General features: G+C 45.5%; 19 protein-coding genes. 7 read left to right on the top strand and 12 right to left on the bottom strand.

Annotation, left to right across the window (positions count from 1 at the left end; all coding sequences use genetic code 11):
* Nucleotides 1-136 precede the first annotated feature (136 nt).
* On the top strand, nt 137-1,201 hold the full coding sequence (degS, locus tag ACED45_RS03565; RefSeq protein ID WP_102480615.1) for an outer membrane-stress sensor serine endopeptidase DegS: 1,065 nt from the start codon (nt 137-139) through the stop codon (nt 1,199-1,201).
* A gap of 116 nt (nt 1,202-1,317) precedes the next feature.
* Here degS and parC read toward each other — a convergent pair whose 3' ends face one another.
* From parC to nudF, 6 genes are all read right to left on the bottom strand, one after another.
* Nucleotides 1,318-3,576, bottom strand: coding sequence for a DNA topoisomerase IV subunit A (gene parC, locus ACED45_RS03570; RefSeq protein ID WP_048658018.1), 2,259 nt, complete (start codon nt 3,574-3,576; stop codon nt 1,318-1,320).
* A gap of 3 nt (nt 3,577-3,579) precedes the next feature.
* Nucleotides 3,580-5,460: a DNA topoisomerase IV subunit B gene (gene parE, locus ACED45_RS03575; RefSeq protein WP_017061428.1), complete on the bottom strand. Its 1,881-nt coding sequence runs from the start codon at nt 5,458-5,460 to the stop codon at nt 3,580-3,582.
* A gap of 239 nt (nt 5,461-5,699) precedes the next feature.
* Entirely contained in the window at nt 5,700-6,305 is a 606-nt protein-coding gene (gene yqiA, locus ACED45_RS03580; RefSeq protein ID WP_371713324.1) for an esterase YqiA, read from the bottom strand.
* Nucleotide 6,306: 1 nt separating this feature from the next.
* Entirely contained in the window at nt 6,307-7,131 is an 825-nt protein-coding gene (cpdA, locus tag ACED45_RS03585) for a 3',5'-cyclic-AMP phosphodiesterase (protein WP_371713325.1), read from the bottom strand.
* 59 nt (nt 7,132-7,190) lie between these two features.
* Nucleotides 7,191-7,631: a DUF1249 family protein gene (locus ACED45_RS03590; RefSeq protein WP_004736016.1), complete on the bottom strand. Its 441-nt coding sequence runs from the start codon at nt 7,629-7,631 to the stop codon at nt 7,191-7,193.
* A gap of 4 nt (nt 7,632-7,635) precedes the next feature.
* Nucleotides 7,636-8,265, bottom strand: coding sequence for an ADP-ribose diphosphatase (gene nudF / locus ACED45_RS03595; protein WP_371713326.1), 630 nt, complete (start codon nt 8,263-8,265; stop codon nt 7,636-7,638).
* A gap of 228 nt (nt 8,266-8,493) precedes the next feature.
* On the opposite strand from nudF, the gene tolC reads away from it, so the two are divergent.
* Nucleotides 8,494-9,819, top strand: coding sequence for an outer membrane channel protein TolC (gene tolC / locus ACED45_RS03600; RefSeq protein WP_371713327.1), 1,326 nt, complete (start codon nt 8,494-8,496; stop codon nt 9,817-9,819).
* Between the two features lie 129 nt (nt 9,820-9,948).
* On the opposite strand, the gene hldE is transcribed toward tolC, so the two are convergent.
* The 3 genes from hldE to ACED45_RS03615 all read right to left on the bottom strand — a co-directional run bounded on the left by hldE (nt 9,949) and on the right by ACED45_RS03615 (nt 15,806).
* On the bottom strand, nt 9,949-11,379 hold the full coding sequence (gene hldE, locus ACED45_RS03605; RefSeq protein WP_371713328.1) for a bifunctional D-glycero-beta-D-manno-heptose-7-phosphate kinase/D-glycero-beta-D-manno-heptose 1-phosphate adenylyltransferase HldE: 1,431 nt from the start codon (nt 11,377-11,379) through the stop codon (nt 9,949-9,951).
* A gap of 120 nt (nt 11,380-11,499) precedes the next feature.
* The gene (gene glnE, locus ACED45_RS03610; RefSeq protein ID WP_371713329.1) at nt 11,500-14,349 is read right to left on the bottom strand and encodes a bifunctional [glutamate--ammonia ligase]-adenylyl-L-tyrosine phosphorylase/[glutamate--ammonia-ligase] adenylyltransferase; all 2,850 of its coding nucleotides are present in this window, start codon (nt 14,347-14,349) and stop codon (nt 11,500-11,502) included.
* A gap of 200 nt (nt 14,350-14,549) precedes the next feature.
* Entirely contained in the window at nt 14,550-15,806 is a 1,257-nt protein-coding gene (locus ACED45_RS03615) for a methyl-accepting chemotaxis protein (RefSeq protein WP_048658011.1), read from the bottom strand.
* Between the two features lie 97 nt (nt 15,807-15,903).
* Between ACED45_RS03615 and ACED45_RS03620 the strand changes: the two genes are divergently transcribed.
* A complete protein-coding gene (locus ACED45_RS03620) occupies nt 15,904-16,653 on the top strand; it encodes a potassium channel family protein (RefSeq protein ID WP_048662650.1) in 750 nt (249 codons plus the stop codon).
* A gap of 51 nt (nt 16,654-16,704) precedes the next feature.
* On the opposite strand, the gene ACED45_RS03625 is transcribed toward ACED45_RS03620, so the two are convergent.
* Nucleotides 16,705-18,222: a CYTH and CHAD domain-containing protein gene (locus ACED45_RS03625; RefSeq protein ID WP_048609673.1), complete on the bottom strand. Its 1,518-nt coding sequence runs from the start codon at nt 18,220-18,222 to the stop codon at nt 16,705-16,707.
* Nucleotides 18,223-18,429: 207 nt separating this feature from the next.
* Between ACED45_RS03625 and ACED45_RS03630 the strand changes: the two genes are divergently transcribed.
* The 3 genes from ACED45_RS03630 (at nt 18,430) to ACED45_RS03640 (ending at nt 21,318) form a co-directional block, all read left to right on the top strand.
* Entirely contained in the window at nt 18,430-19,110 is a 681-nt protein-coding gene (locus tag ACED45_RS03630) for a TIGR00153 family protein (RefSeq protein WP_010434644.1), read from the top strand.
* 128 nt (nt 19,111-19,238) lie between these two features.
* Nucleotides 19,239-20,501: an inorganic phosphate transporter gene (locus tag ACED45_RS03635; RefSeq protein ID WP_017061418.1), complete on the top strand. Its 1,263-nt coding sequence runs from the start codon at nt 19,239-19,241 to the stop codon at nt 20,499-20,501.
* Between the two features lie 205 nt (nt 20,502-20,706).
* Entirely contained in the window at nt 20,707-21,318 is a 612-nt protein-coding gene (locus tag ACED45_RS03640; RefSeq protein ID WP_019826861.1) for a TIGR04211 family SH3 domain-containing protein, read from the top strand.
* Between the two features lie 105 nt (nt 21,319-21,423).
* Here the strand turns inward: ACED45_RS03640 and ACED45_RS03645 are convergent, their stop codons facing one another.
* Nucleotides 21,424-22,371 carry a general secretion pathway protein GspB gene (locus ACED45_RS03645; protein ID WP_371713330.1) on the bottom strand — a complete coding sequence of 316 codons (948 nt, stop codon included), beginning with the start codon at nt 22,369-22,371 and terminating at the stop codon, nt 21,424-21,426.
* The gene (locus ACED45_RS03650) at nt 22,371-24,041 is read right to left on the bottom strand and encodes an ExeA family protein (RefSeq protein WP_181359710.1); all 1,671 of its coding nucleotides are present in this window, start codon (nt 24,039-24,041) and stop codon (nt 22,371-22,373) included. The genes ACED45_RS03645 and ACED45_RS03650 overlap by 1 nt, the downstream gene beginning before the upstream one ends.
* Before the next feature lie 36 nt (nt 24,042-24,077).
* Here ACED45_RS03650 and ACED45_RS03655 point away from each other — a divergent pair, with 36 nt between their 5' ends.
* Nucleotides 24,078-25,394: a multifunctional CCA addition/repair protein gene (locus ACED45_RS03655; RefSeq protein WP_107898909.1), complete on the top strand. Its 1,317-nt coding sequence runs from the start codon at nt 24,078-24,080 to the stop codon at nt 25,392-25,394.
* Nucleotides 25,395-25,492: the final 98 nt, after the last annotated feature.

Consider the following 25,492-nt stretch of genomic DNA (forward strand, 5'->3'; position numbering starts at 1 on the left):
GGAGGCTCGGTAAGTTTGCTTTAAACTTACTCAGTCTCCCTTTTCTTTAGATGAATCAAAATGCTATGCTTCACTAGTAATCAAGTCAGTCATCCATCTACGGAGGCTTCACACCTTACTTGTTGAAGAGGGAAACATGCTGTCCTTTCTATTTCGTTCTATTTCCCTTGGACTCGTTTCAGCGGCTCTGATTCTTCTCGCTTTTCCAAGCTTAAGACCAGCTATTGTTGCAGATGTCACTAACCCTAAAGTCGACAATATTGGCTCTCTTCAGATTTCATTCAATCAAGCAGTACGCCGCGCGGCACCTGCTGTGGTTAATATTTATAGCCGTAAATACGCCGAAGATGATCGTAACAAGCTACTGACTCAAGGTTTGGGGTCTGGGGTGATTGTTAGCGAGAAAGGCTACATCATTACCAACTTCCATGTTGTGGCTCAAGCAGACCAAATAGTTGTGGCCCTTCAAGATGGCCGAGTAGCAGCAGCGCAACTTGTCGGCTCAGACAAACGCACCGATATCGCGATACTGAGAGTCAGCGGTGACAACCTACCAGTAATCCCATTAAACCCAAGCTACAAAGCCAATGTTGGTGATGTGGTACTGGCGATAGGTAATCCATATAACCTAGGTCAAACAACAACCTTTGGTATCATCTCTGCAACTGGCCGCTCTTCGATCAGTGCTGATGGTCATCAAGCCTTTATCCAGACCGATGCAGCAATCAATGAAGGTAACTCAGGTGGTGCACTGGTGAATTCACAAGGTGAGCTAGTCGGTATCAATACCGCCTCTTTCCAACAAGCTACCGACATGGAAACCTATGGGATCTCATTCGCTATCCCCTATCCGCTTGCTAATAAAATCATGGAGAAGATCATCGCCGATGGCCGTGTAATTCGTGGTTATATCGGTATCGATGGACAAGACATCAACTCTGTCACCTCACGCATGTTGGGTACTAAGAATATCGGCGGTATTGTTGTGTTAGGTATCGATCCAAATGGCCCCGCTGCGGATGCCGGTTTTGAAGCTCAAGACATTATTGTCAGTATCAATAATAACCAGGTAAATGGTCGTCAGAGTGTGATGGATACTGTTACTGATTTGCGTCCAGGTACCGAGATTGATGTGGGAATCTTACGCCAAGGTGAAAACAAAACCCTCAAAGTGACAATTGCTGAAGATACTCGCCTGTAGAACAAACGCTGTTAGCAGTGGTTCAAGCTGCTAGATTTAAGCTGCTAATAAACAAATACAAAAAACCCAGCTCACAGGCTGGGTTTTCTTTTATCTAAAGATAGTATCAGGTATCTCTACGATTCACTTGGCTCTTCGATATCGATGCGAGTCACTCGCTGTAAACCTCTTGGTAGTAGGCCACCACGGCGACCACGTTCACCACGGAAGTTTTCAAGATCTGCTGGTTTCAAGCCAAGCTTGCGTTTACCGGCGTAGATAGTCAGCGTCGCATTCTCTGGGATAGCCATCAAGTGCGAGACAAACTCTTCACGCTCTTTTGCTTTCGCCGAAGGGATGTTGATGATCTTGTTGCCTTTACCCTTGCTCAACTGAGGTAGGTCTTTAATAGGGAACAACAACATACGGCCTTGGTTAGTAATCGCCAGAATCTGGTTACTGTCCAAGTCAGCAATAGGGCTTGGCATCATCACTTCAGAAGCTTGTGGCAAGTTAACCAACGCTTTACCGCTCTTGTTCTTAGACAGCAGATCGCTACCCTTACAAACAAAGCCATAACCAGCATCAGAACCGACTAACCATAATTGCTCATTCTCTCCCATCACCACTTGGCGAATAGAAGTACCAGGGCTGACGTTCAAGCGGCCTGTAATTGGCTCACCTTGGCTACGTGCCGACGGTAATGAGTGTGATTCAAGGGAGTAGCTTCGGCCATCACTGCCAAGGAACACCGCTTGTTGATTACTCTTACCCTTAGCGCTCGCTAGGAATTTATCACCTGATTTATAGTTCAAGCCTTCAGCATCAACCTCATGCCCTTTGGCATGACGAATCCAACCTTTTTCAGACAACACAACTGTGATTGGTTCGCTTGGTACTAAGTCACGCTCTGTTAGCGCTTTCGCTTCAGCACGCTCAATCAGAGGTGAACGACGATCATCGCCGTATTTATCCGCATCTGCTTGGATTTCTTTCTTGATCAGCGTATTCAAGCGACGCTCTGAACCGAGTAGCTTTTCAAGCTTTTCACGTTCAGCTTCAAGCTCTTCTTGCTCAGCTCGGATTTTAAACTCTTCTAACTTAGCTAAGTTACGAAGTTTAATATCAAGAATCGCATTAGCTTGAACTTCAGAAATGTTGAAACGGCTCATTAGAACAGGACATGGTTCGTCTTCTGTACGAATGATCTCAATCACTTCATCGATATTAAGATAAGCAGCAAGTAAGCCTTCTAAGATGTGCAAACGAGCCAGTACTTTATCTAAACGGTACTGCAAACGACGACGAACGGTTGTGCGGCGGAACTCGATCCACTCTTTCAGGATTTGAACTAAGCCTTTAACCTGAGGACGGTTATCCAAACCAATCATGTTCAAGTTAACGCGGAAGTTTTTCTCTAGATCCGTCGACGCGAACAGGTGACTCATCAATTGATCACAATCGATACGATTCGAACGAGGAACGACAACGATACGCGTTGGGTTCTCGTGATCAGATTCATCGCGCAAGTCGTCAACCATTGGCAGCTTCTTAGCGCGCATCTGGTTAGCAATTTGCTCAAGTAACTTTGCACCTGACACTTGATGAGGCAGAGCCGTGATAACAATATCAGAGCCTTCCTTGTGCCAAACCGCGCGCATCTTGATGCTGCCACGTCCAGTACGGTAGATCTTTTCGATATCCGATTTCGGAGAGATAATCTCAGCTTCTGTCGGGTAATCTGGACCTTGAATGAAACCCATCACATCTGAAAGCTCAGACTTAGGCGTATCAATTAGGTGAATGGCTGCATTAGCGACTTCACGCACGTTGTGTGGTGGAATATCGGTCGCCATACCTACCGCGATACCCGTGATACCGTTAAGCAGGATATGTGGAAGACGAGCAGGCAACATTTGAGGCTCTTTCATCGTGCCATCAAAGTTTGGTTGCCAGTCAACAGTGCCTTGACCTAACTCGCCCAGCAGAACTTCAGCAAACTTAGACAGTTTTGCTTCGGTATAACGCATTGCAGCGAACGATTTCGGATCATCAGGAGCCCCCCAGTTACCTTGACCATCTACCAATGGGTAGCGGTAAGAGAACGGCTGCGCCATCAATACCATCGCTTCGTAACAAGCAGAGTCACCGTGTGGGTGATACTTACCTAATACGTCACCAACGGTACGTGCTGATTTTTTGTATTTCGATGCAGCCGATAAGCCCAGCTCAGACATCGCGTAGATAATACGACGCTGTACTGGCTTCAAGCCATCACCGATATACGGCAATGCACGATCCATGATCACGTACATTGAGTAATTTAAGTAGGCATCTTCGGTGAACTTGCGCATTGGCAGCTGTTCAACGCCATCATATGTAATTTCGTTAGACATCCATTATACCTCGGCCATATCACCGTTAGTCTGTAGCCATGTACGGCGATCATCTGCACGTTTCTTACCAAGCAGCATGTCCATCATCTCGTTAGTCGCTTCGCTGTCATCAATCGTTAACTGAACAAGGCGACGAGTGTTTGGATCCATGGTGGTTTCACGCAACTGAAGTGGGTTCATTTCACCCAGACCTTTGAATCGTTGCACGTTGATCTTAGCTTTCTTCTGCGATAGTCGCTCAAGCACACCGTCTTTCTCTGCGTCATCGAGTGCGTAGAACACTTCTTTACCGCAATCGATACGATACAGAGGAGGCATTGCCACATAGATATGGCCCGCTTCAACCAAAGCATGGAAATGGCGAGTAAACAATGCACATAACAGTGTCGCGATATGAAGACCATCCGAGTCCGCATCGGCAAGAATACAGATCTTACCGTAACGCAGGCCTGATAAGTCATCGTTGTCCGGGTCGATACCCAGAGCTACCGAGATATCGTGCACTTCTTGCGAAGCCAATACTTGGTCTGCCGACACTTCCCACGTATTTAGGATCTTACCGCGAAGTGGCATCACCGCTTGGAACTCACGGTCACGCGCTTGTTTAGCAGAACCACCCGCCGAGTCCCCTTCCACGAAGAAGATTTCAGTGCGGCTTAAATCTTGAACCGAACAATCCGTTAGCTTACCCGGCAGTGCTGGGCCTGAGGCGATTTTCTTACGCACAACCTTTTTGCTTGCGCGCATACGGCGGTGGGCATTCGCAATACAAGCTTCTGCCAACTGTTCTGCCAGTTGTGGCTTTTCGTTCAGCCACAGGCTAAAGGCATCTTTTACCACACCAGAAACAAACGCAGCGGTTTGACGCGAAGACAAGCGTTCTTTTGTTTGACCTGCAAACTGCGGATCTTGCATCTTCACCGATAGTACGTACGAACAGCGATCGAAAATATCGTCGCCCGTTAGCTTAACGCCGCGTGGTAACAAGTTCCGGAATTCACAGAACTCACGCATTGCATCAAGCAAACCTTGGCGAAGACCGTTTACGTGTGTACCACCTTGTTTAGTCGGTACTAAGTTCACATAACTCTCGGTGATCATATCACCGCCTTCTGGCTGCCAGATGATCGCCCAGTTTGCCATTTCGGTTTCAGCAACGAATTCGCCAACATAAGGTTCTTCAGGCAGTAAGGTATAACCTTTCACGCCTTCGGCAAGGTAATCTTTTAGGCCATCTTCATAGAACCATTTATGCTCTTCGCCACCGACTTTGTCGATAAAGGTAATTTCTAAACCTGGGCAAAGCACTGCTTTTGCACGTAGATTGTTAATCAGACGAAGTGTCGAGAATTTAGGGCTATCAAAGTACTTAGGATCAGGCCAGAAATGTACTGATGTACCACTGTTACGATGACCACAAGTGCCCGTTACAGTAAGCTCTGTTACTGCATGACCGCCTTCAAGTGCGATCTCGTGAACCTGACCTTCTCGGCGTACGGTCACTTCAACACGTTTTGACAGCGCGTTTACTACCGAGATACCTACACCGTGCAGACCACCAGAGAACTTGTAGTTGTTGTTCGAGAATTTACCACCAGAGTGGAGCTTTGTTAAAATCAGCTCAACACCTGAGATCCCTTTTTCTGGGTGAATATCGACAGGCATACCACGGCCGTCATCGGTAACTTCTAACGATTGGTCTGCATGAAGCACAACTTTGATTTTCTTAGCGTGTCCCGCTAGTGCTTCATCGACCGAGTTATCAATGACTTCTTGGGCAAGGTGGTTAGGTCTTTCTGTCTCGGTATACATTCCTGGGCGGTGTCGCACAGGATCGAGACCTTCAAGTACCTCGAGGTCTTTTGCATTATATTGTTCAGTCATAATACGGAGTTTACTCAAAAAGTTTGCGTCAGTTCGCTGGCTCCAGTTTCACTAAAGCAGAATCATTACTATGAACCGTCATAGTAGAGCGAACGAGCGAAGTATTGGGGAATATAGTCTGGAAGCTGAGTAATGATGTCAAGCTAGTTCAAAAACTAAGACATCAAACTATGATATTTCACCATTGATAGATGAAATAACAGGCAAACAAGAGAGAATCACTTGGTTGGTGGAACAGATTAAAGATTTAGAAAGGTGATGATTTGTTGTGGGTAGCGTTCAAAATCAACAAAGCTATGATCCCCGCCCTCTTCTACTGTCTGTGTTGCACCTTGGTACTTCTCTACCGCTTGTCGGTAATCCAGAACTTCGTCTTCCGTTTGCTGAAGTAACCAGAAGTCGCTCGGCTTAGCGATAGCCGAAACCTCTAACGCCTTCAGTTCATCAATATGTTTTGTTTCCAGTACATATCGTTCATCTGTGTATGGGTTTACTTGTTCACCTAAATAGTCAGCAAGAAGCTCATACGGCTTCACTGCAGGGTTTACAACCACCGCTTTAAAACCATAGTGGCTATTCAGCCATGTTGAAAGATAGCCACCTAGTGAGCTACCGACCAACGCTATCTGATATTGCTCTTTGTATTGCTCCACCAGCTGCTGTAAATGCAGAGCTGCTTGCTGAGGGAAGCTCGGTAGTTGAGGCGTCACAACTTTAATATCAGCGCGATGCTTCGCACAGTAATCAGCCATTACGTTCGCTTTGTGAGAACGTGACGAACTGTTAAAACCGTGAATATAGAGAAGCAGTGATGGTTTAACGGCTTGCTGATTAAAGTCCGGCATATTAGTAACCACCTGCATCAAAGTCTGGCGAGAACTGCCCATTAGGCAAGCGGCGAACCTGCGTAGTTACCGTTCCATCTTGGTGCAATTCAATCTCTCGCCAGCCTGGAGATAAAGTATCAACCGCAAAGTCGTTCGAGTTTGGTTTGAATTGAACACAAGTCGATGGGGTTGCCATGACTTGTACACCATGATGATTGCGATTCATGTCTTGATGAACATGACCACAAAGTACCGCTTTCACATTGGTGTGCTGTTGAACCACATCCCAAAACTGCTCAGCATCTTTCAGATTATGTTGATCAAGCCACGCACTACCGACCAGTAAAGGGTGGTGGTGCAGCAAAACCAAGGTGTTACGCTTAGGGAATTCAATCAGCTTTTGTTCTAGTAGATCAAGCTGTTGATCACTAAGGCGCCCGTGAGGTACACCCACCACTTGAGAGTCCAGCATAACCATCTGCCAGTTATCGCCTAGCAAGACATGCTCAACACACTGTATTTGTGGTGATGGTAAAACACTGCCCATATTAGGCTTGAAGTCATGGTTCCCGGGTAGCCAGTAACATGGCTTTTCCAAAGGCTCTATCCCTGACTCAAATTTTTGGTACGACTCAGCACTGTGATCTTGAGATATATCACCGGTAGCTAGAATCGCTTGATAGTCAAAGCCCTGACTAACAATGCCATCGACTACAGCACGAAAGCTATCTTGAGTGTTGATGCTTAATAAGCTGCCATTGCTCGGCGCAAATAAATGCGTGTCCGTTAGCTGCACAAGCTTAATAGTGCTCTCATCAAATTTTGAAGTGTGTGATAATTCCAAAATAACAAATCCAGATACGTTACTGTTTAGACTTTAAAAGTGTTGTTAAATAGGTTCAATTAAAAGGTAATTGGGGTTCGGCTGATACCCGTTTTTAAACAAAACGTTAACCATTCCCCAAGAAATTTATTCAATTGAAATTTCTCGTCCTTTTGCAAAAGCTTAGTGTTGGGGTAGTCATATTTCGCTTTAACTCGCGAAAAATCCCCGCTAGCGCACACTTCTGCAACTCGAGCGTCGTGATATAGCCTGACAGACATTTTTGGCAAAGGAAACACTGGCATCGCGTCACTCTGACATATATCTATTAAAGTGGTGTATTTTGTGACCTCATTCACTGTCAATTGATACACCATATTAACGGCTTGGTAACAGCGAACGTCACCAACCTCATGCCCAACCGGTAACAAAGCGTTAAGCTTGGCATAGTTAGTCTCGTAAACTCGCATCAACTCAGCAAGATCAACATGATACGGTTTTTTGACCGCTATATTTGGCATGACGTTAATCTATCCACTCTGACTGTAATTCTTGGTAGTTCAATTGTAGCCACTGTAGCGCAATGATTGTGGCGCTATTTTCAAACACACCATCTGTTACCAACTGATAAGCGGCCTCACGAGTCATCACTTGTACCCTAATGTCTTCACCTTCGTAATCCAATCCATGCACCCCTTTGGCTGTCGTTGCATCAACACAGCCAACAAAGACGTAGAGCTTTTCCGAGCAACCGCCAGATGAAGGGTAATACGAAGTAATAGGTAATACAGATCCGACTTCGACTCCAGCTTCTTCCATCGCTTCACGACGAGCAACATCCTGTGGTGACTCGTCAGTATCAATGATCCCAGCAACAATCTCATATTGCCATGGGTTTTCATGCTCTAGAGCACCGACACGGATCTGTTCGACGATCACAACTTCATCACGAACAGGATCATAAGGTAGCAAAGCGGCTGCATGACCACGCTCAAACATTTCGCGTTCTATTGGTTGGCTCCAGCCCCCCTCAAACAATCTATGTTTAAATGTGTACTTAACCATTTTAAAAAAACCACGAAACAGCGTCTCTTTTGAGACTATTTCCACATCTTGCGGAGTAAACTCATGTCGTTGATTGTCAGACTGTTGCATTTGGTACCTCACTAAGTGATCTTTATAGTTTACTCATTGTCCGAGTTAACTACCAAGGATAAGGTTCAACTTTTTATACAAAACTTATAATTAAAGTTAAGTTTTAAAAAATAAATATTGCACAAGTGGACAGTTAAATGTAAAAAAGTGCAAAGTTTCGAGTAAATTACCACCAAACTGGGTTAAACTCTTTTAAAGAAAAATTCTATTAAAGGCAGGAATAGGAAAATGAAAAAACTGCTTCCACTATTTATCAGTGCAGCAATTGGCAGCCTGAGTTCATCAGCTTTTGCTGATACGCTAGCTGAAGTTTATGACCAAGCAAAACAGAACGATCCACAGCTTCTTCGTTCAGCAGCGCAGCGCGATGCCGCTTTTGAAGCAGTAACGTCAAGCCGTAGTGATTTGCTACCACAAATTAACCTAACAGCGAACTACGACATTAACCGTGGTGACAGAGATACTTCAGGTCAAGGTAGCTCAAGTATCGATAACAACACTTGGGGAGCAGCTATCGGCTTCACTCAAGAGCTTTATCAACGTTCTTCATGGATCACGCTCGATACAGCAGAAAAAAGTGCTCGTCAGGCTGATTCAGCATACGCGGCAGAGCAACAAGCTTTGATCCTGCGTGTAGCAACAGCGTACTTCGAAGTACTTCGATCTCAGGATAACCTAGAATTTGTTCGTGCTGAAAAAGCAGCAGTTGCTCGTCAACTAGAACAAACAAAACAACGTTTTGAAGTAGGTCTTTCAGCAATCACCGATGTACATGATGCACAAGCTCAGTACGATGGCGTTTTGGCAGACGAAGTCTTAGCAGAAAACACCCTGATTAATAACTATGAAGGTCTACGTGAGATCACAGGTCAAGAACACTCTAACCTAAGCATCCTAGATACTGACCGTTTCTCTGCAAGCAAATCTTCCGAGTCGGCTGTTGCACTTGTTGAACAGGCTGAGCAGAAGAACCTTAGCCTACTTGCAGCGCGTATCTCTCAAGACGTAGCAAAAGATAACATCTCGCTAGCAAGCTCTGGTCACTTACCAAGCCTGACATTAGATGGTAGCTACTCTCTTGCAGATCAATCAAACAGCTCTCAAGATTATGACCAAGACAACCTAAACCTAGGTTTGAACTTAGTTGTGCCTCTATATACAGGTGGTAACACGACTTCTTTGACTAAACAGGCAGAATACAACTACGTTGCTGCAAGTGAAGATCTAGAAGCAACTTACCGTAGCGTTGTAAAAGACGTACGTGCATTCAACAACAACATCACAGCTTCGATCGGTGCGTTACGCGCTTACGAACAGTCTGTTGTTTCTGCTCAGTCTGCTCTAGAAGCAACAGAAGCAGGTTTTGATGTAGGTACTCGTACTATCGTTGACGTACTAGATTCGACTCGTCGTCTATACGATGCGAACAAAAACCTTTCAGATGCTCGTTACAACTACATCCTAAGTGTACTTCAGCTTCGTCAAGCCGTCGGTACGCTAAGCGAACAAGACATTGTTGATGTAAACGCTGGTCTAAAAGTAGCAAGTAAGTAATTCTTAATTACTCAGTTACCGTTACAAAAATGCCGCTCATTGAGCGGCATTTTTATTATCTATTGAAAGCTAATTCTCAACCTAACTCAAAGGTTAAGCCTTGAGACTAGAAAACGAGAAGGCTAAGAGTTAGCCTCGACCACCTTTAATCGCTTTAATGATTTCAGTCGTAGAGCAACCATCTTCAAAGTTAAGTACTTTCACTTCACCACCAGCCGCAATCACTTCTTCACCACCAGCAATCTCTTCAGGTTTGTAATCACCACCTTTCACTAGAATGCTTGGTAGAACCTCAGAGATCAAACGTTGAGGTGTATCTTCAGAAAACGGAACCACCCAATCAACCGCGCCTAAGCCAGCCAATACCGCCATACGACGATCAGTTGGGTTCACAGGGCGACCAGGACCTTTCAAACGTTTGACTGATTCATCAGTATTCACTGCAACGATCAAACGATCACCCAGCTCAGCCGCGTGGTTCATGTAAGAAACATGGCCGGCATGCAGAATATCAAAGCAACCATTGGTCATAACTACTTTCTCGCCTTTCGCACGAGCACGTTTCACCGCTTCAACCAGTGCGGCTTCAGAGATCACGCCGTAGTCAGTGTCTTGGCTACCATGAATCGCTTCCGCTAACTCAATCGTAGACAACGTCGATGTACCAAGTTTGCCAACTACCACACCTGCAGCGGCGTTCGCTAATGCACATGCTTCATCCAGTGGCTTACCAGCAGCAACAGAAGCCGCGAGTACTGAGATAACCGTATCACCCGCACCTGTCACGTCATACACTTCTTTCGCTTGAGTCGGCAAGTGGAATGGTGCCTGATCTTTACGAAGTAGCGTCATACCATGCTCGCTGCGAGTCACCAACAAAGCTTCAAAATCATATTTTTCGATCAAGGCAATGCCCTTCTCGATAAGGTCTTCTTCTGATTTAACTTTACCTGCAACTAGCTCGAACTCCGCCATATTTGGCGTAAGCAAAGTCGCACCACGGTAGCGCTCTAAATCCGCGCCTTTTGGATCGATGAATACTGGAACATTCGCTGCGCGTGCTTTTTGAATGAAGCTCTGTACATGCTCTAATGCACCCTTCGCATAATCTGACAAGATAACCGAACGGACATTTGGCAGTGCTTGCTCCATGCGAGACAGAATAAGCTCTGGATTAGTGTTTTCAAATTTGTCTTCAAAATCAAGACGAATCAACTGCTGACCACGGCTCATCACTCGTAGTTTTGTGATGGTTGGATAGTCTTCTAACTCAACGAAATCACACTTAACCTTTAGTGCGCCCAAAGTGTTTTTTAACACCTCGGCGGGTTCATCTTTACCAGTTAAACCAACAACATGAGCATGACCACCAAGAGAGGCAATGTTCATTGCAACGTTGGCAGCACCACCTGGACGCTCTTCGTTATTTTCTACTTTTACAACGGGTACAGGTGCTTCTGGTGAAATACGGCCAGTTGGACCATACCAGTAACGATCAAGCATGACGTCACCGACAATAAGAACACCTGATTGGCTGTAGTCAGGTAGAATTGGTTTCATTGTTGAGCTCCAAAAATCGAATCTGGCTAGAGTCTAGCACACTGATTACAGTGGCTAAACCTTAGAAAAATGAGTAAAGCCTACCTCGATAGGCACTGTGATAGCTAAGCAAAAGACAAGCTACGCTTCCATCCACTGCTTCCATGCTCGAACCACGTGTTCTCTTTCCATTTCAAACTTATTAATTGCCACATCCGCATCAAGATTGAGTAGATTGCGGTGGTGGATTTCATCTCTTAACGTTGTATAAGCATGGGTTAATGCCATGCCTTGTTGCTCGTCCATAATCCCTTGTGACAGCAGGCTTTCAAAGATTCGTACATTATCACACCAACGAGTAAGCTTTGGCTTCTCATTGCTGTACCGAAGGACTAAATATTGCGCCAAAAATTCGATATCGGTAATACCACCCGCATCTTGTTTGAGCATGAATCGATCGGTTTTTTTGCCGCCTAAATGGCCGCGCATCTTTTCACGCATATCTACAACTGACTTTTTGAGTGTCGCCTCATCACGCGCCAAGCACAGAACCTCATGACGCGTTTTGTTAAATGCCGCAGCCAATAAGTCATCGCCATAAATCATGCGAGCGCGAGTCAAAGCTTGATGCTCCCACGTCCACGCATCATTGTGCTGATACTCATCAAAGGCATCAGTTGGACTAACCAACAAACCAGATGCACCAGAAGGGCGTAGACGAGTGTCGACTTCGTACAGAATGCCAGAAGCGGTTCTGGTCGAGAAAATATGAATAATACGCTGTGCCAACCTCAGATAAAATTGGCGTCCATCGATCTCTTTCTTACCATCAGTATAGATGTGTACCGGGCAGTCGTGCATAAACACAATGTCTAAGTCTGAGTTGTAGCCAAGCTCCCAACCACCGACCTTACCGTAACCAACAACCGCAAAACCGCGACCTTCGCGATCTTTAACATGAGTAGGCTCACCAAACTTGGCCGATACTTGTAACCAAGCTTGATTGACCCCCGCCTCAACAATCGCTTCGGCTAAGTAGGTCAAGTGATCACTGACCTTCATGACAGGTAGAGCGCCCGCTATATCCGCGGCTGCAATTCTCAGGATACAGGTCTGCTTAAACTGGCGCAGGCCTTCCATCTGTTGCTCCATATCATCTTCAGGGATACGGGCTAGGTAATCACGCAGCTCTGTTTTATACGACTCCAAAGGCACTGGGTTGTAGAGTTGCTGAGGGTCGATAAGTTCATCTAACAGAATTGGGTAACGACCCAATTGCTCGGAGATCATCGGGCTAGCGGTACATAGGCGTACAAGCTGAGTCAACGCGGCAGGGTGCTCATCTAGTAGTTCAAGGTAAGTGGTACGGGTAACGATTTTATGCAGTAGATGCAGTACTCGAGACAAACCAAACTCGGCATCCTTAGCAGTGTACAGTGCTTGAAACACTTTCGGCATCAATCGATTGAGGACTTCACGGCCGCGTGGGCCAAGGGTCTTCTTAGCCAAATCGGCTTTAAATTGAATAATCGTTTTCGCGGCTTCCGGTGGGTTAGCAATCGCAATATCATGCTCCAGAACATTTTCAATCACATCTGGCTTATGGGCCATATCCCACAGTTCACTAAAGTGACTCGCGATCGGGTTGGCGTCATCTTCATCAACCCCAATCAGATCTTCGAACACGGTATGTACATTGGCCATATGAGCACGAGTTGCCTCAATCAAACTATCCCAATCAGTGAATTGCATTGCGACAGCGAGTTGCAACTGTTCGAATTCACCGTCAGGTAAGGTTTGAGTTTGCTTGTCGGCCATTGCTTGCAACAGGTTCTCAAGGCGACGCAAAAACAGATAAGCCTCACGTAAGTGCCCTACCTCTTCTGCCTCTAACAGATGAAGTGATTCAATCGCGCTTAAGGTTTCCAGTAACCCTCGACCACGAAGGCTCGGTTCACGGCCACCACGAATCAATTGGAATACTTGTGCAATGAATTCCACTTCGCGAATCCCACCAGACCCCAGCTTGATGTTGTTTGATAATCCACGACGACGTACTTCGCTGCTTATCATCGACTTCATACGACGCAAAGATTGAATCGCACTGAAATCGATATAACGACGGAATACAAATGGGCGCAGCATCTGGCGGAGCTCTTGGTATTCAGGGTACATTTCGCTGCCCATCACTCGCGCTTTAACCATCGCGTAGCGTTCCCAATCGCGACCTTGCTCTTGGTAGTAATCTTCCAGTGCCGCATAGCTCATCACAAGTGGACCACTCTCACCAAATGGACGTAAACGCATGTCGACTCGATAACAGAATCCATCGAAGGTTTGCTGATCGAGCGCCTTGATAATACGTTGCCCAAGACGGGTGAAGAACTGCGCGTTGGCGATACTTCGTCTTGCACCCTGGGTTTCGCCATTTTCAGGATAGGTGAAAATCAGGTCGATATCAGAAGAGAAGTTGAGCTCACCGCCACCTAGCTTACCCATGCCAATGATCAGCATCGGCTGCGCTTCACCCTGTTCATTGCATGGTGTGCCCCACTCTTTACAACAAATATCGTACTGCCATTGATAGGTCTCGAAGATCATCGCCTCAGCTAACATCGATAGGTGACTTAAGCTCTGTTCTAACTCCCATGAGCCCATAAAATCACGCCACGCAATATAGGTCATTTCTCGATTGCGAAATTGACGCAGCACGCGCTGACCACTCATTTCATCAGCACAACCAGAAAGTAATCCAGCCAGTCGCTCTCGGTACCCTTCAGCACGCTCTGCACATGCCAACATATCAGGTAAATCACCACATAAAACCGTATCACGCTGCAGGCAATCACCAATAAAACAGCTTAAACCGAGTACACGTTTAAGCTCCTCAGTCTGTTGCTCAGACCAAGTATTGATGGCTTCACTTTGATGCTCTAATAATTGCTCAAAAGCAGACTGTGAGTGAGTGACGAGTTGAGAAGGCAATGGCATGTTTCTTCCTTGTATAAGCTGCGCGACGAACGTTCGGGTTATCGGTTCGAGTCTTCATAAAACTAAAGATAAGTTATACCAAAGTTACGCCAATAAAAAACGCCCACATTAGCAATGTGGGCGTTTTATCGGTTAACTTAGCGAGTTAGGCCTTTCTCTCTAGAAAACAGGCTCTAGCAATATGGATTTAGAGAACATGACTAAACCTTAAATTGCTTAATCTTACCGTCGAGTTCTTGTGCGTTGCTTTCCATAAGCTGAGAGGTCTCCAACAGCTCACCAACAACCACAACTGAAGCTTCGACAAGCTCACGAACATTGGTCAGGTTGACACTCATCTCTTCTGCAACGCTGCTCTGTTGACCTGCAGCGGTCGCGATCTGGAAGTTCATATCATTAATTTGGTTTACTTGGCTTACGATACCATCAAGCTCAGAGCCTGCATTGGTCACAAGGTCCACACCTTCAGCCGCTTCAACAACACTCTTCTCCATCAGCTCTACCGCAGAATTAGCACTGCTTTGTAGGTGACTGATCATGTCTTGAATCTCGACAGTCGCTTGCTGAGTACGCTGTGCAAGGTTACGAACCTCATCGGCAACAACCGCAAAACCACGACCTGCTTCACCTGCACGCGCCGCTTCAATCGCAGCGTTCAATGCTAATAGGTTTGTTTGTTCTGAAATGCCTTGGATAGTACCAACCACACTGCCAATTGAGTCAACGCGCTCTTCAACTTGGTTTACCGCTGCTGCAGATGCTGCGATATCTGAAGATAACTCACTCATCTTAGAAACAGACCCTTGAACGAACTTCTGACCAGTAAGAGCTTGGCCTGATGCCTGTTCCGTCAATGAAGAAGCGCTTTGCGCATGCTCAGCAACAGTTTGTACCGTAGAGGTCATCTCACTCATTGCTGTTGCCAGCTGATCAATCTCATTGAACTCTTCTTGAGCTGATTCTTTGGTTTCAGACATGCTGATGGTCATCACTTCCGTCAGAGCAAACAGTTCATCAGAAGAGGCCACCTGAGTTTTGATCATGTCGTTCAGTTGAACGCGAGTTTTTTCAAGTTCGCGTGCCACATCGCCATATTCATCTTTACAATCCATTTGAATCGGCACTGATAAGTTCTTGTCGGCCATGGTTTTAATGGCGTCATTAAGGTATTGAGTCTGGCGCAGCATAACGCGCGCCGCTGCTAATAGAAGAACCACAAACACAATAATCATCAAGGCTGTTTGCCAAGCCACTTGAACTAAGTAAGTCTCGTAATGCTGTTGTGCGACTTGCGCATTGTTGGTTACAGCAAGCAATGAATCGTAAAACGTACTTGCGTCCCATAGCTGCTTCGAAATGATCAGGATTGTACTGAATATCATCAACATGACCATTTTTGGAACGAGACGAACGTCAGAGATTATCCTTTCCCACGGCTTGAATGACAGTTTAGTCATTGTCAGTTCTCCATTAATTCTTATATATTGATGGCTTCTATATCCGCGAGGTGGCTATGTCAGTCAAAGTTCGCGATTTATTTTGAGCCTCGTATGAATGTTGAATAATACCAAAGACGCCACCAAGCCGATGAGCTTATTGTCACTGATTCTCTCTTTCTTAGCGTTATTTGTGATCTCAGGCTTATTGTTCGTACCGATCGACAAAGAATCGAAACAAGTCCTTATCGGCCTCGATTTTATAATCTGTAGTGTTTTTCTTTTTCAGCTCACAATTGATCTATTCAGATCACAAAACAAAAAAGAATATCTAAAAGTACACTGGATCGATTTCTTAGCAAGCATCCCAATGATCGAACCACTTCGTTTCGCTCGCATTTTTCAGATCCTGCGTGTCATTCTTGTTCTTCGTTCGGGTAAACGCGTTCTCAGAGAGCTATTCCGCAATCGTAAAGAAACCACCCTCGCCTCGATTATATTGCTGCTGGTCATTCTCCTGACCATAGGAGCAGGAACAATACTGCTGTTAGAACACAAAGACCCCAATGCCAACATCACCACTGGACAAGATGCTTTATGGTGGGCGTTTGTGACCATCAGTACCGTGGGATATGGCGATCATTATCCCGTCACGAGCTCAGGGAAATTAGTCGCATCTCTGGTGATCATTTGCGGTGTGGGTGTGTTTGGTATGATTTCAGGCTTGATTACTTCTTTGATCACCTCCCCGACTCACCATGAGAATCAGCGAGCGGAAAACAAAGAGAAGCACCTTGAGAAGATCATTGAGCAACAACAGAAGATCTTAGAGCGACTCGAAAAGCTTGAGCAACAAACAAAAAAATAGGGCCGGAGCCCTATTTTCAAATTCATACTTATATTGATACAGGTGTTGAGTTTAGTCTTGCCAGTATGGCTCAACCTCAACACTGATTTGGCGTGTCTGTTCCATCGCATGCAGAATAGATACTTCTTGACGAGCCAACCAACGCTCTAGCTGAACCTTCTCGTCGCCTTCCAACTTCTCAGTCAAAGGCTCTAATGTTTTAAGTGCCAGCAAGTCATCAATACCTTGCACCATATCGGCCCATGGCAAGCGGAAGCTGTTTCGTTCAGCGTCATCATATAAACTCGCGAAGCCAACACCAGAATACAGATTACGCATCAAACGGTATTGCTGTTCAATATACGCTTGGCTGGTCATCACTCGCTCTGGCGGGAAAGCTTCCATCAAGTCCGCCCATGTGCGATCGAGTTGCTGCACGGAAAACCATTCGATACCACGACCCATTTGTTCACGCGCTTTCTCATCTAAGAAAGGTTGCCAGCCACGAGACAAGATCCAGCGGCTCAGATCTAACAATAAACCAGTGTAACGAGCAGAGCTCAACAAGGTAAGCAGCTCTTCACGATCTGGCAGTTGCTCTTGCATCTCTTTAAGCTCAGCCACTAAGAACTTACGTGCATCGAGTTTACGTAGTACATGGCCTTTATCTTCCAGCAAGTCTTCGAAATGGTCATAGCTTTTCAGCCAGTCGAGCTCTTGCTCAAGCCACTTCAACTCTTGACGTAAAATAGCACTCGCACGTCTTGGGACAATGCCACCGTAGATAGTAAAGGTTTGACGAATAAAACTGAGTGAGTGACTGATCTCATGTAACGCTTCAATAGATTGGCGCTCGGTGAAGATCTGCTCATGATAGTGCCAATGAGCGAGAGCGTGCTCTAAAGATTGAATGAAACACGATTCAACGGTATCACTTTTATCAGTATCAACTAAAGTCAAAGGAGTAACTTCATCTCCTTGATAACCTTGAGCAAGGCGGTAACCCTTAGCAGCTTTGCTTAGATTGCCCAAACGCATGCCACCTTGTTCGCAGAATTGGCGAGACAATGTAAATAGCGCATCCGTTTGACCAGATTTAAGTTCTAATTCGACTTCGCAAATCGGTTCTTGCAGGTCACCTGACTCAACGAAGCCCTGGTCGAATGCGACCTCGACTTGACTGCCATCAGGCATACCAATCAACCACTGCTCGCGCGTGAAGTTGGTAGAGAACAGAGGAGTCAGCTCAGCTTGCAACGTTTCGATGTCTTTACCTGCCGGCCAGATATCCTCTGGGTGCAGGGCTAGCTTAGGTTCGTTGCTGTCATGTTCTGCATTGTATTCAGGCCTTTGATGCAGGCCAGCAACCACACGACCCGCTGTCTTTACGGTTTGTACAAATACGTCATCAAAGCGTCGAATGCGTAAGCCGGTATCGTGCTTACGTAGCCAGTTGTCAGCGGTGTCAAAGTAGATGTTACCTAGCTCACGACAACTGTGCTGAAGTACTTTAGTTTCAGCAATTTTATTGCGTAAAGTCTCTGAAAATTCAGGAGAAACAAAAAACTTCAGTTCTATCTCGGTTTCCATAGTTATACCTTTCTGTGAAGATAGGGACAGGATATTGCCAATTTGAAAAGTCGGCAAGTCAGAAATATCGCCCTTATGATGATCTAAAACAGTTTTAATGAGAGATTGATTAGGTTAACATGCGCGACTTTGTAGCCATCGCTTAACATTTCACCATGAATATGGTGTATGTTGTTTTAAGGTTATTATTTATTAGGTTGGATGACCATGCCAGTAAATACAATTATGGGGTTATTTGCAAAGTCCCCAATTAAACCTTTGCAGCGTCACGTAGTATGCGTGAACGAATGTTGTTCTCACCTAGTTAATTTCTTTGAAGTTTCTTCAAAAGGTGACTGGGAAAAAGCATCAGAAATTCGAGCTCAAATTTCTCACCTTGAGAAAGAAGCTGACGTACTAAAACGTGAAATTCGCCTTAAACTTCCTCGTGGTTTGTTTATGCCAGTTGATCGCACCGATATGTTGGAGCTATTAACGCAACAAGACAAACTCGCAAACCTAGCGAAAGACATTGCTGGCCGTGTATATGGTCGTCAACTTGTCATTCCTGCTCCTATGCAAGAAAACTTCATCGCTTACGTTAAACGTTGTCTAGATGCAGCGAACCAAGCACAAAACGTAATCAATGAATTAGACGAATTACTTGAGACTGGCTTTAAAGGCCGTGAAGTAACACTCGTTGCCGAAATGATTCATCAATTAGATGTAATTGAAGATGACACGGATGCGATGCAGATCGAACTACGCCAACAACTAATGGCGATTGAAGGCGATCTGAATCCAGTTGATATCATGTTCTTATACAAAATTCTTGAATGGGTTGGTGGTATTGCAGATCAAGCACAGCGTGTAGGCGCTCGTCTTGAAGTAATGCTTTCTCGATCTTAAATCATACGTTAACCATATAACGAAGAGCATTTTTTGAACAAACCACTTATGCGCTGAGTATTTCTCTCGCTGAGCGGTTTTTTGCGTCTAAATTTGTTCCGCTTGTTATCAAACAACTAGGTATTACGATGGATATCCTTGCTAACTACGGCACTGTCCTGATTATTGTTGCAGCAGCTTTCGGTTTCTTGATGGCTATTGGTATTGGTGCAAATGACGTTGCGAACGCAATGGGCACCTCAGTAGGCTCTAAAGCTCTAACCGTTAAACAAGCGATCATTATCGCAATGATCTTTGAATTCGCAGGTGCTTACCTTGCGGGCGGCGAAGTAACAGACACGATCCGTAAAGGTGTTATCGAAACGTCTCTATTCGCTCATCAACCAGATGTACTTGTGTACGGCATGATGTCAGCACTTCTTGCTGCTGGTACATGGCTACTTCTAGCTTCTTACATGGGCTGGCCGGTTTCTACGACTCACTCAATCATCGGTGCAATCATCGGTTTTGCTTGTATTTCTGTAGGTACTGAAGCTGTAGACTGGAACAGTGTTCAAGGTATTGTGGGCAGTTGGATTATCACACCCGTTATTTCCGGCTTCTTCGCTTACGTGATATTTGTAAGTGCTCAACGACTGATTTTTGATACAGAGAACCCGCTATTCAACGCGAAGCGCTTTGTACCGGTATACATGTTCATCACAACGATGGTGATTGCACTTGTAACCATCAAGAAAGGTCTTAAACACGTTGGTCTTCACCTAAGCAACACTGAAGCATGGGTTTGGGCTGCTGGCGTTTCTGCGCTTGTTATGATCGGCGGTTACCTATACATCCAGAAGAAATTTGCTAACCGCGAAGAAGACCACGGCTTTGCCGGTGTTGAAGGCATCTTCTCGGTACTAATGGTTATCACAGCTTGTGCGATGGCATTTGCACACGGTTCAAACGACGTTGCGAACGCGATTGGTCCACTGTCTGCTGTTGTATCAACCGTTGAGCACATGGGTGAAATCACAGGTAAGAGTACTATCGCATGGTGGATTCTTCCTCTAGGTGGTTTCGGTATCGTTGTTGGTCTTGCAACAATGGGTCATAAAGTAATGGCAACCGTTGGTACTGGTATTACAGAATTAACACCAAGCCGTGGCTTTGCTGCACAACTTGCAACTGCATGTACGGTTGTACTAGCTTCAGGTACTGGCCTTCCAATCTCTACTACACAGACACTAGTTGGTGCAGTATTAGGTGTTGGTTTTGCTCGTGGTATCGCAGCACTAAACTTAGGCGTTGTACGTAATATCGTGGCTTCTTGGATTGTGACACTGCCTGCAGGTGCTCTACTTGCTGTTGTGTTCTTCTACGGAATTCAAGCTGCGTTTACTATGTAATCGCGACTGCGTTAGTGAATACTAGCGTCAGAATAGTGTGAGCTTCAGTAACGATATGTAAATGCCATGTCATTATTGACTCAAACGCACAGAAAGGGAGGCTTTGCCTCCCTTCTTTGTTGCACCGCATAAAGAAACTAAATATTATTTGCTGATTGAGGCTGACTCATACGCCTACCCAATTTGAATCGTTAAGGGATTTACTGTGAAAAAACTGATTAGCTTAGTTTTGTTCGCAATGCTTGCGGCTCCAGCTGCCTTTGCACAAGACCGTTATATTGCTGACAAACTATTTACTTATATGCATTCTGGCCCAAACAACACCTTCCGTATCATAGGTAGTGTTGATGCTGGTGAAAAGATTACATACCTACAAACTAACAAGAGTACAGGTTACACCCAAATTCAAGACAACCGTGGCCGTAAAGGTTGGGTTGAAAGCAAGTTTGTAAGCACAAAAGAAAGCATGGCACTGCGCATGCCTAAGCTAGAGAAAGAGCTGACAGAAGTTAAAGGCAAGCTAGCGAACGCTCGTCAGAGTGCTGACAGCGAAAAAGCTGGCCTAGCAAGCTCTCTAGATTCTCGTAACAAGCAGATTGCTGAACTAGAACAGAACTACAGTGAAATTAGCCAGCAGCTGACGAGCTCTCAAACAGAGAACCGTGAACTACGCGCTAAGCTAGACACTCAAAAAGACGACCTACTATTAAAGTACTTCATGTACGGTGGTGGTGTTGCGGGTATTGGTCTACTTCTTGGCCTTGTTCTGCCACACATCATGCCTCGTCGCAGAAAGTCACCAAACGGTTGGGCGTAGACTTAACGCTTGTATCAGGTACAGTAAATTCAGTATCGAATATCAAAAAGGAGCACCTAGGTGCTCCTTTTTATTTGTCTGTTATCTAAATACTTATAGAACTCGCTAGCCTTTCCATTCGTACAGAGCTGGGATTTCTATCTTCTGCTGATTGAACTCTATGATTACCGATTGTGGCTTAATCTCAAGTAATTGAATGTCTTGTCCAATCCAATCTCCTTGAGCCACTTCTTGGCCGTTCACTTTTACCCAACGCTTGGTTTCGCTACTCGAGTACATATGAGTTTGTAGGTCTAACTTAGGTAGCACTCCTGATAAGCTATTAGTGTGCGTTTCCAATTCAATGACCTGAGAACCTCTTTGCCCTGCAGGTCTAGAGTCCATCGGCTCAGGAGCGCTTTGTTGCTCACCCATGATAGATTCAAGCTTCAATGCTAAATCAGGTGGTAACTCACTGAGATCTAGCCCTTGCAGCAGATCACTATCCGATTGCAGAGCAGTGTTTTCATTGCTTACACCAGGCTGAACCTCAGGCTGAGCCAGTGACAGTTCTGATTCCTCTGACGTTCGAGCACTGCTCTCTGAGCTAGCCAAAGGCACAATAGATCCGCCTGCGACATTTGTACTTTCAGAGTCAACCTGTGCATACATCTCTTGACGTGGCAGAGCTTTCAAAGTTTGGCTAACTGGCGCAGGACGAACCACAAACAAGGGGTCATCTTTAACCTCTTCCACAGCATTCAAGTCTGCAGTATCCACATCAGAAATTTGAGATTCAATAACTGGCTGTGTTTGTGTATTAGGAAGCGTCGCGGATAATAGCTGAGGCGCAGTTTGATGTTGATTGTATGATTGATAAACCAAGGTACCGCCTACCAACAAAGAAGGCACAAGCAAAAGAAGTAACCCCATGGCTAACGACGAACCACGTTTGTTACTGATGCCCTTTGCCGAGTTCGGCACATGATGATTTTGGTAGCCTTTAAAGCTAGGTTTATTGATAGATGATTGTGTAACCGAAGACTGATTCAGCTCGTGCATAATGCGTGACATTAGCTTGCCCCTCCACTTAATGACATCAACTTCGGAGAATCAAGCTGAGCTAATCTTTGCAACCTTGCTAATGTTCGTTGACCTGCGATGCCGTCGACCGACATACTTTGCCAAGTTTGAAACGCTTCAACCTTCATTTTTAATTCGTAATCAAATACATCACTACCAGACACAACCTCTCCCAACACCTCAGAAAGCAACAAATCAAGCAAAGCCACAGCTTCACCTTGGTAACCCTCTTTCAGCGTCTCTCGCAGCGGCTGTTTCCAAATCGCGACATAATCACCCTGCCAGATCTGCTCTAGAGATTGCTTCGGCATGACTAAGAGTTTTTCGTTAACCAGTAGTTCGACAGAATCTTGTGATACGCCATAAAGCACCGCAAACACAGATTCTTGTTCTATGTCTAAGTTCAACACCACAGGAACGCCTAACTCAAGTAAATCATCCAAGCTAGATTGTTGCTGTTCACATACGAAAACACTTTGCGGCTCGCTTAGACATAAACCGTCTCGCAATGAAGACTGGTATCCCCAAAGGGTGTATAAATCCTTGATAGCCAGCGAGCGGTTAGTCCCTTGCATCAAGTGTTGTTGAATATGTGGTGGCAGCGCGAACTTGTCTGTTTCTGGCTCAGCAACAGCCTTAGGCATATCCACCACTAACGACCGCTGCATCTTGGCTGAGCTTACTGTTTGGGCTTCATTTGAAGGCTCGGTTGTTAACCATGAATCTATGTACGTTGGGGCAAAGTTAAAAGTTGCCATCGCAAGTGCGACACTCAAGGTAGCTGCACCAGCGTACTGAACGAGCTTTGGTATCGCGCTCGCTGCGCGAGGTTTATCGACATGGTAAACCTCGGCTTGAAACGCCATCACCTGCTGGCAGGCTTTATTGACCGTTTCATTGCTCGGTGTTTGCTCTCCATCATGAAAAGCTAACTGTAGGGCCTTGTCGCACACCAAGTTAATGAGCCTTGGAATACCATGAGTATATTGGGCGATCAGCTTAACGGAGCGATTCGAGAACAACATCTGCTCGCCACCTGCCGTCTCCAGACGAAACGCGATGTACTTACCGGTCTCTTCAATATTGAGAGGCAATAAATGATAACGCCCTGTAATACGCTGCGCCAATTGACGCAGTTGTGTAGTCTGCAAATGCTGTTGTAATTCAGGTTGACCAACCAACAATACTTTTAATAGCTTACGACTGTCGGTTTCCAAATTAGTTAAAAGGCGAAGCTGCTCCAACACATCGGCAGCAAGGTGTTGAGCTTCGTCTATCACCAATAAGGTTTGAATGCCCTCTGCATGGCTATCCAATAAGAAGTAGTAAATCGCCTGACTCAGCTGCTTCAAGGATGCTTGTTCTGGATACTCGACCTCAAACTCATCGCAGATAGCTTCAAGTAAATCCGTATTGGAAAACGTAGGGTTAAGTATAAGGCCAGCCTGAGTATGACGATCCAAAGAAGACAACATCGCCTTAGCAACCGTTGTTTTCCCTGTACCCACCTCACCAGTGAGCATTGCAAAGCCCCCACCTTCGCCTAAACCGGCTTGTAGGTTCTGCATCGCTTCTTGATGGCGTTGACTCAAAAACAAATAGCGAGAATTTGGTACAATCGAAAATGGCATCTCAACGAAGCCAAAATATTCCTTATACATGTGCTGCCCTATAATTACGATTAATGGAAAGTACCATTGCTTGCCGTAAAGTCCAGCAGTGATAAAACATTTCGAGGTGATAAGTTGCAAATATACGATAGCCTACCAGAAGAGAATGGGCTACAGCGCTATCTAGTCGGTGGGGCAGTGCGCGATAAGCTACTCAATATTGATAGCTATGATAAAGATTGGGTCGTGGTCGGCAGTACGCCTCAACAGATGGAAAGCCTTGGCTTCACTGCGGTGGGTAAAGACTTCCCGGTATTCCTGCATCCAAAAACCAAGGAAGAGCACGCACTGGCTCGCACCGAGAGAAAATCAGGCTCTGGTTACACAGGCTTCGAATGTTACTTCGCTCCAGACGTGGGTTTGGAAGAAGATCTGATGCGCCGAGATCTAACCATTAACGCCATCGCACAAGATGATGCAGGCAACCTTCACGATCCTTACCATGGCCAACAAGATCTCTCCGATCGTATTCTTAGACACGTATCCGATGCCTTTGTTGAAGATCCGCTTCGTGTGCTGCGTGTTGCCCGTTTCGCTGCCAAGCTTCACCACCTAAACTTTACGATTGCACCTGAAACCATGACCATGATGGCGACAATCGTTGAATCAGGAGAACTGGCACACCTTACAGCCGAACGAGTTTGGCAAGAGTGGCACAAATCACTTAGTACGCCACATCCAGAAGTGTTCCTTTCAGTGTTGAAAGAGTGTGGTGCATTAGCGGTTGTTTTGCCAGAGATTGACGCTCTATTTGGTGTCCCTCAACCTGAAAAATGGCACCCTGAAATCGACACCGGGATTCACACACTGATGGTTGCTCAACAAGCTGCGCTATTAAGCCCATCGTTACCAGTACGCTTTGCCTCTCAAGTGCATGACTTAGGTAAAGGCGTTACACCTGAAAGTGAGTGGCCAAGCCACAAAATGCACTGCCACACCGGTGTTAAGATCATCAAAAAGCTATGTGAACGAGTCAGAGTACCTAATGAGTTCAGAGATCTTGCGCTGTTAGTGTGCGAGCAGCATTCTAATATCCATCGTGCAGGTGAGTTAAAGCCAACCACCTTCCTTAAAGTTCTCAACAAGTTCGATGTTTGGCGCAAACCAGATCGACTTAACGACATCTTGCTTTGCTGCCAAGCTGACCACGCTGGCCGTAAAGGGTTACAAGATCAGCCTTACCCTCAAAAGGCTCGTTTTGAAGCAGCCTATAAAGCGGCACTTCAAATTGAAGTCAAAGCAATCATTGCCGATGGTTTTAAAGGTAAAGATATTCGAGAAGAACAAGAGAAGCGCAGAGCAGCGGCCATCGAAAACGCGTTATCAGAACTCACTGATGATTAGTCTTCATTCCGTTAGTAAGCACGCATTAAAAAACCCGCGACTAAGCGGGTTTTTCCGTTTCAATCTGTAGGACGAAGTATTTGTCTTCGTAAGTCGAA

The sequence above is a fragment of the Vibrio crassostreae genome (assembly GCF_041439375.1).
In the GTDB taxonomy this organism is placed as follows: Bacteria; Pseudomonadota; Gammaproteobacteria; order Enterobacterales; family Vibrionaceae; genus Vibrio; species Vibrio crassostreae_D.

Excerpts from the sequence above, each read along its gene's own strand:
- tolC (WP_371713327.1), top strand. The coding sequence starts at position 8,494 with ATGAAAAAACTGCTTCCACTATTTATCAGTGCAGCAATTGGCAGCCTG.
- nudF (WP_371713326.1), bottom strand. The coding sequence starts at position 8,265 with ATGCAACAGTCTGACAATCAACGACATGAGTTTACTCCGCAAGATGTG.
- parE (WP_017061428.1), bottom strand. The coding sequence starts at position 5,460 with ATGACTGAACAATATAATGCAAAAGACCTCGAGGTACTTGAAGGTCTC.
- degS (WP_102480615.1), top strand. The coding sequence starts at position 137 with ATGCTGTCCTTTCTATTTCGTTCTATTTCCCTTGGACTCGTTTCAGCG.
- yqiA (WP_371713324.1), bottom strand. The coding sequence starts at position 6,305 with ATGCCGGACTTTAATCAGCAAGCCGTTAAACCATCACTGCTTCTCTAT.
- ACED45_RS03650 (WP_181359710.1), bottom strand. The coding sequence starts at position 24,041 with ATGTATAAGGAATATTTTGGCTTCGTTGAGATGCCATTTTCGATTGTA.
- ACED45_RS03590 (WP_004736016.1), bottom strand. The coding sequence starts at position 7,631 with ATGCCAAATATAGCGGTCAAAAAACCGTATCATGTTGATCTTGCTGAG.
- ACED45_RS03615 (WP_048658011.1), bottom strand. The coding sequence starts at position 15,806 with ATGACTAAACTGTCATTCAAGCCGTGGGAAAGGATAATCTCTGACGTT.
- ACED45_RS03635 (WP_017061418.1), top strand. The coding sequence starts at position 19,239 with ATGGATATCCTTGCTAACTACGGCACTGTCCTGATTATTGTTGCAGCA.
- ACED45_RS03620 (WP_048662650.1), top strand. The coding sequence starts at position 15,904 with ATGTTGAATAATACCAAAGACGCCACCAAGCCGATGAGCTTATTGTCA.
- ACED45_RS03625 (WP_048609673.1), bottom strand. The coding sequence starts at position 18,222 with ATGGAAACCGAGATAGAACTGAAGTTTTTTGTTTCTCCTGAATTTTCA.
- ACED45_RS03645 (WP_371713330.1), bottom strand. The coding sequence starts at position 22,371 with ATGTCACGCATTATGCACGAGCTGAATCAGTCTTCGGTTACACAATCA.
- ACED45_RS03630 (WP_010434644.1), top strand. The coding sequence starts at position 18,430 with ATGCCAGTAAATACAATTATGGGGTTATTTGCAAAGTCCCCAATTAAA.
- parC (WP_048658018.1), bottom strand. The coding sequence starts at position 3,576 with ATGTCTAACGAAATTACATATGATGGCGTTGAACAGCTGCCAATGCGC.
- glnE (WP_371713329.1), bottom strand. The coding sequence starts at position 14,349 with ATGCCATTGCCTTCTCAACTCGTCACTCACTCACAGTCTGCTTTTGAG.
- hldE (WP_371713328.1), bottom strand. The coding sequence starts at position 11,379 with ATGAAACCAATTCTACCTGACTACAGCCAATCAGGTGTTCTTATTGTC.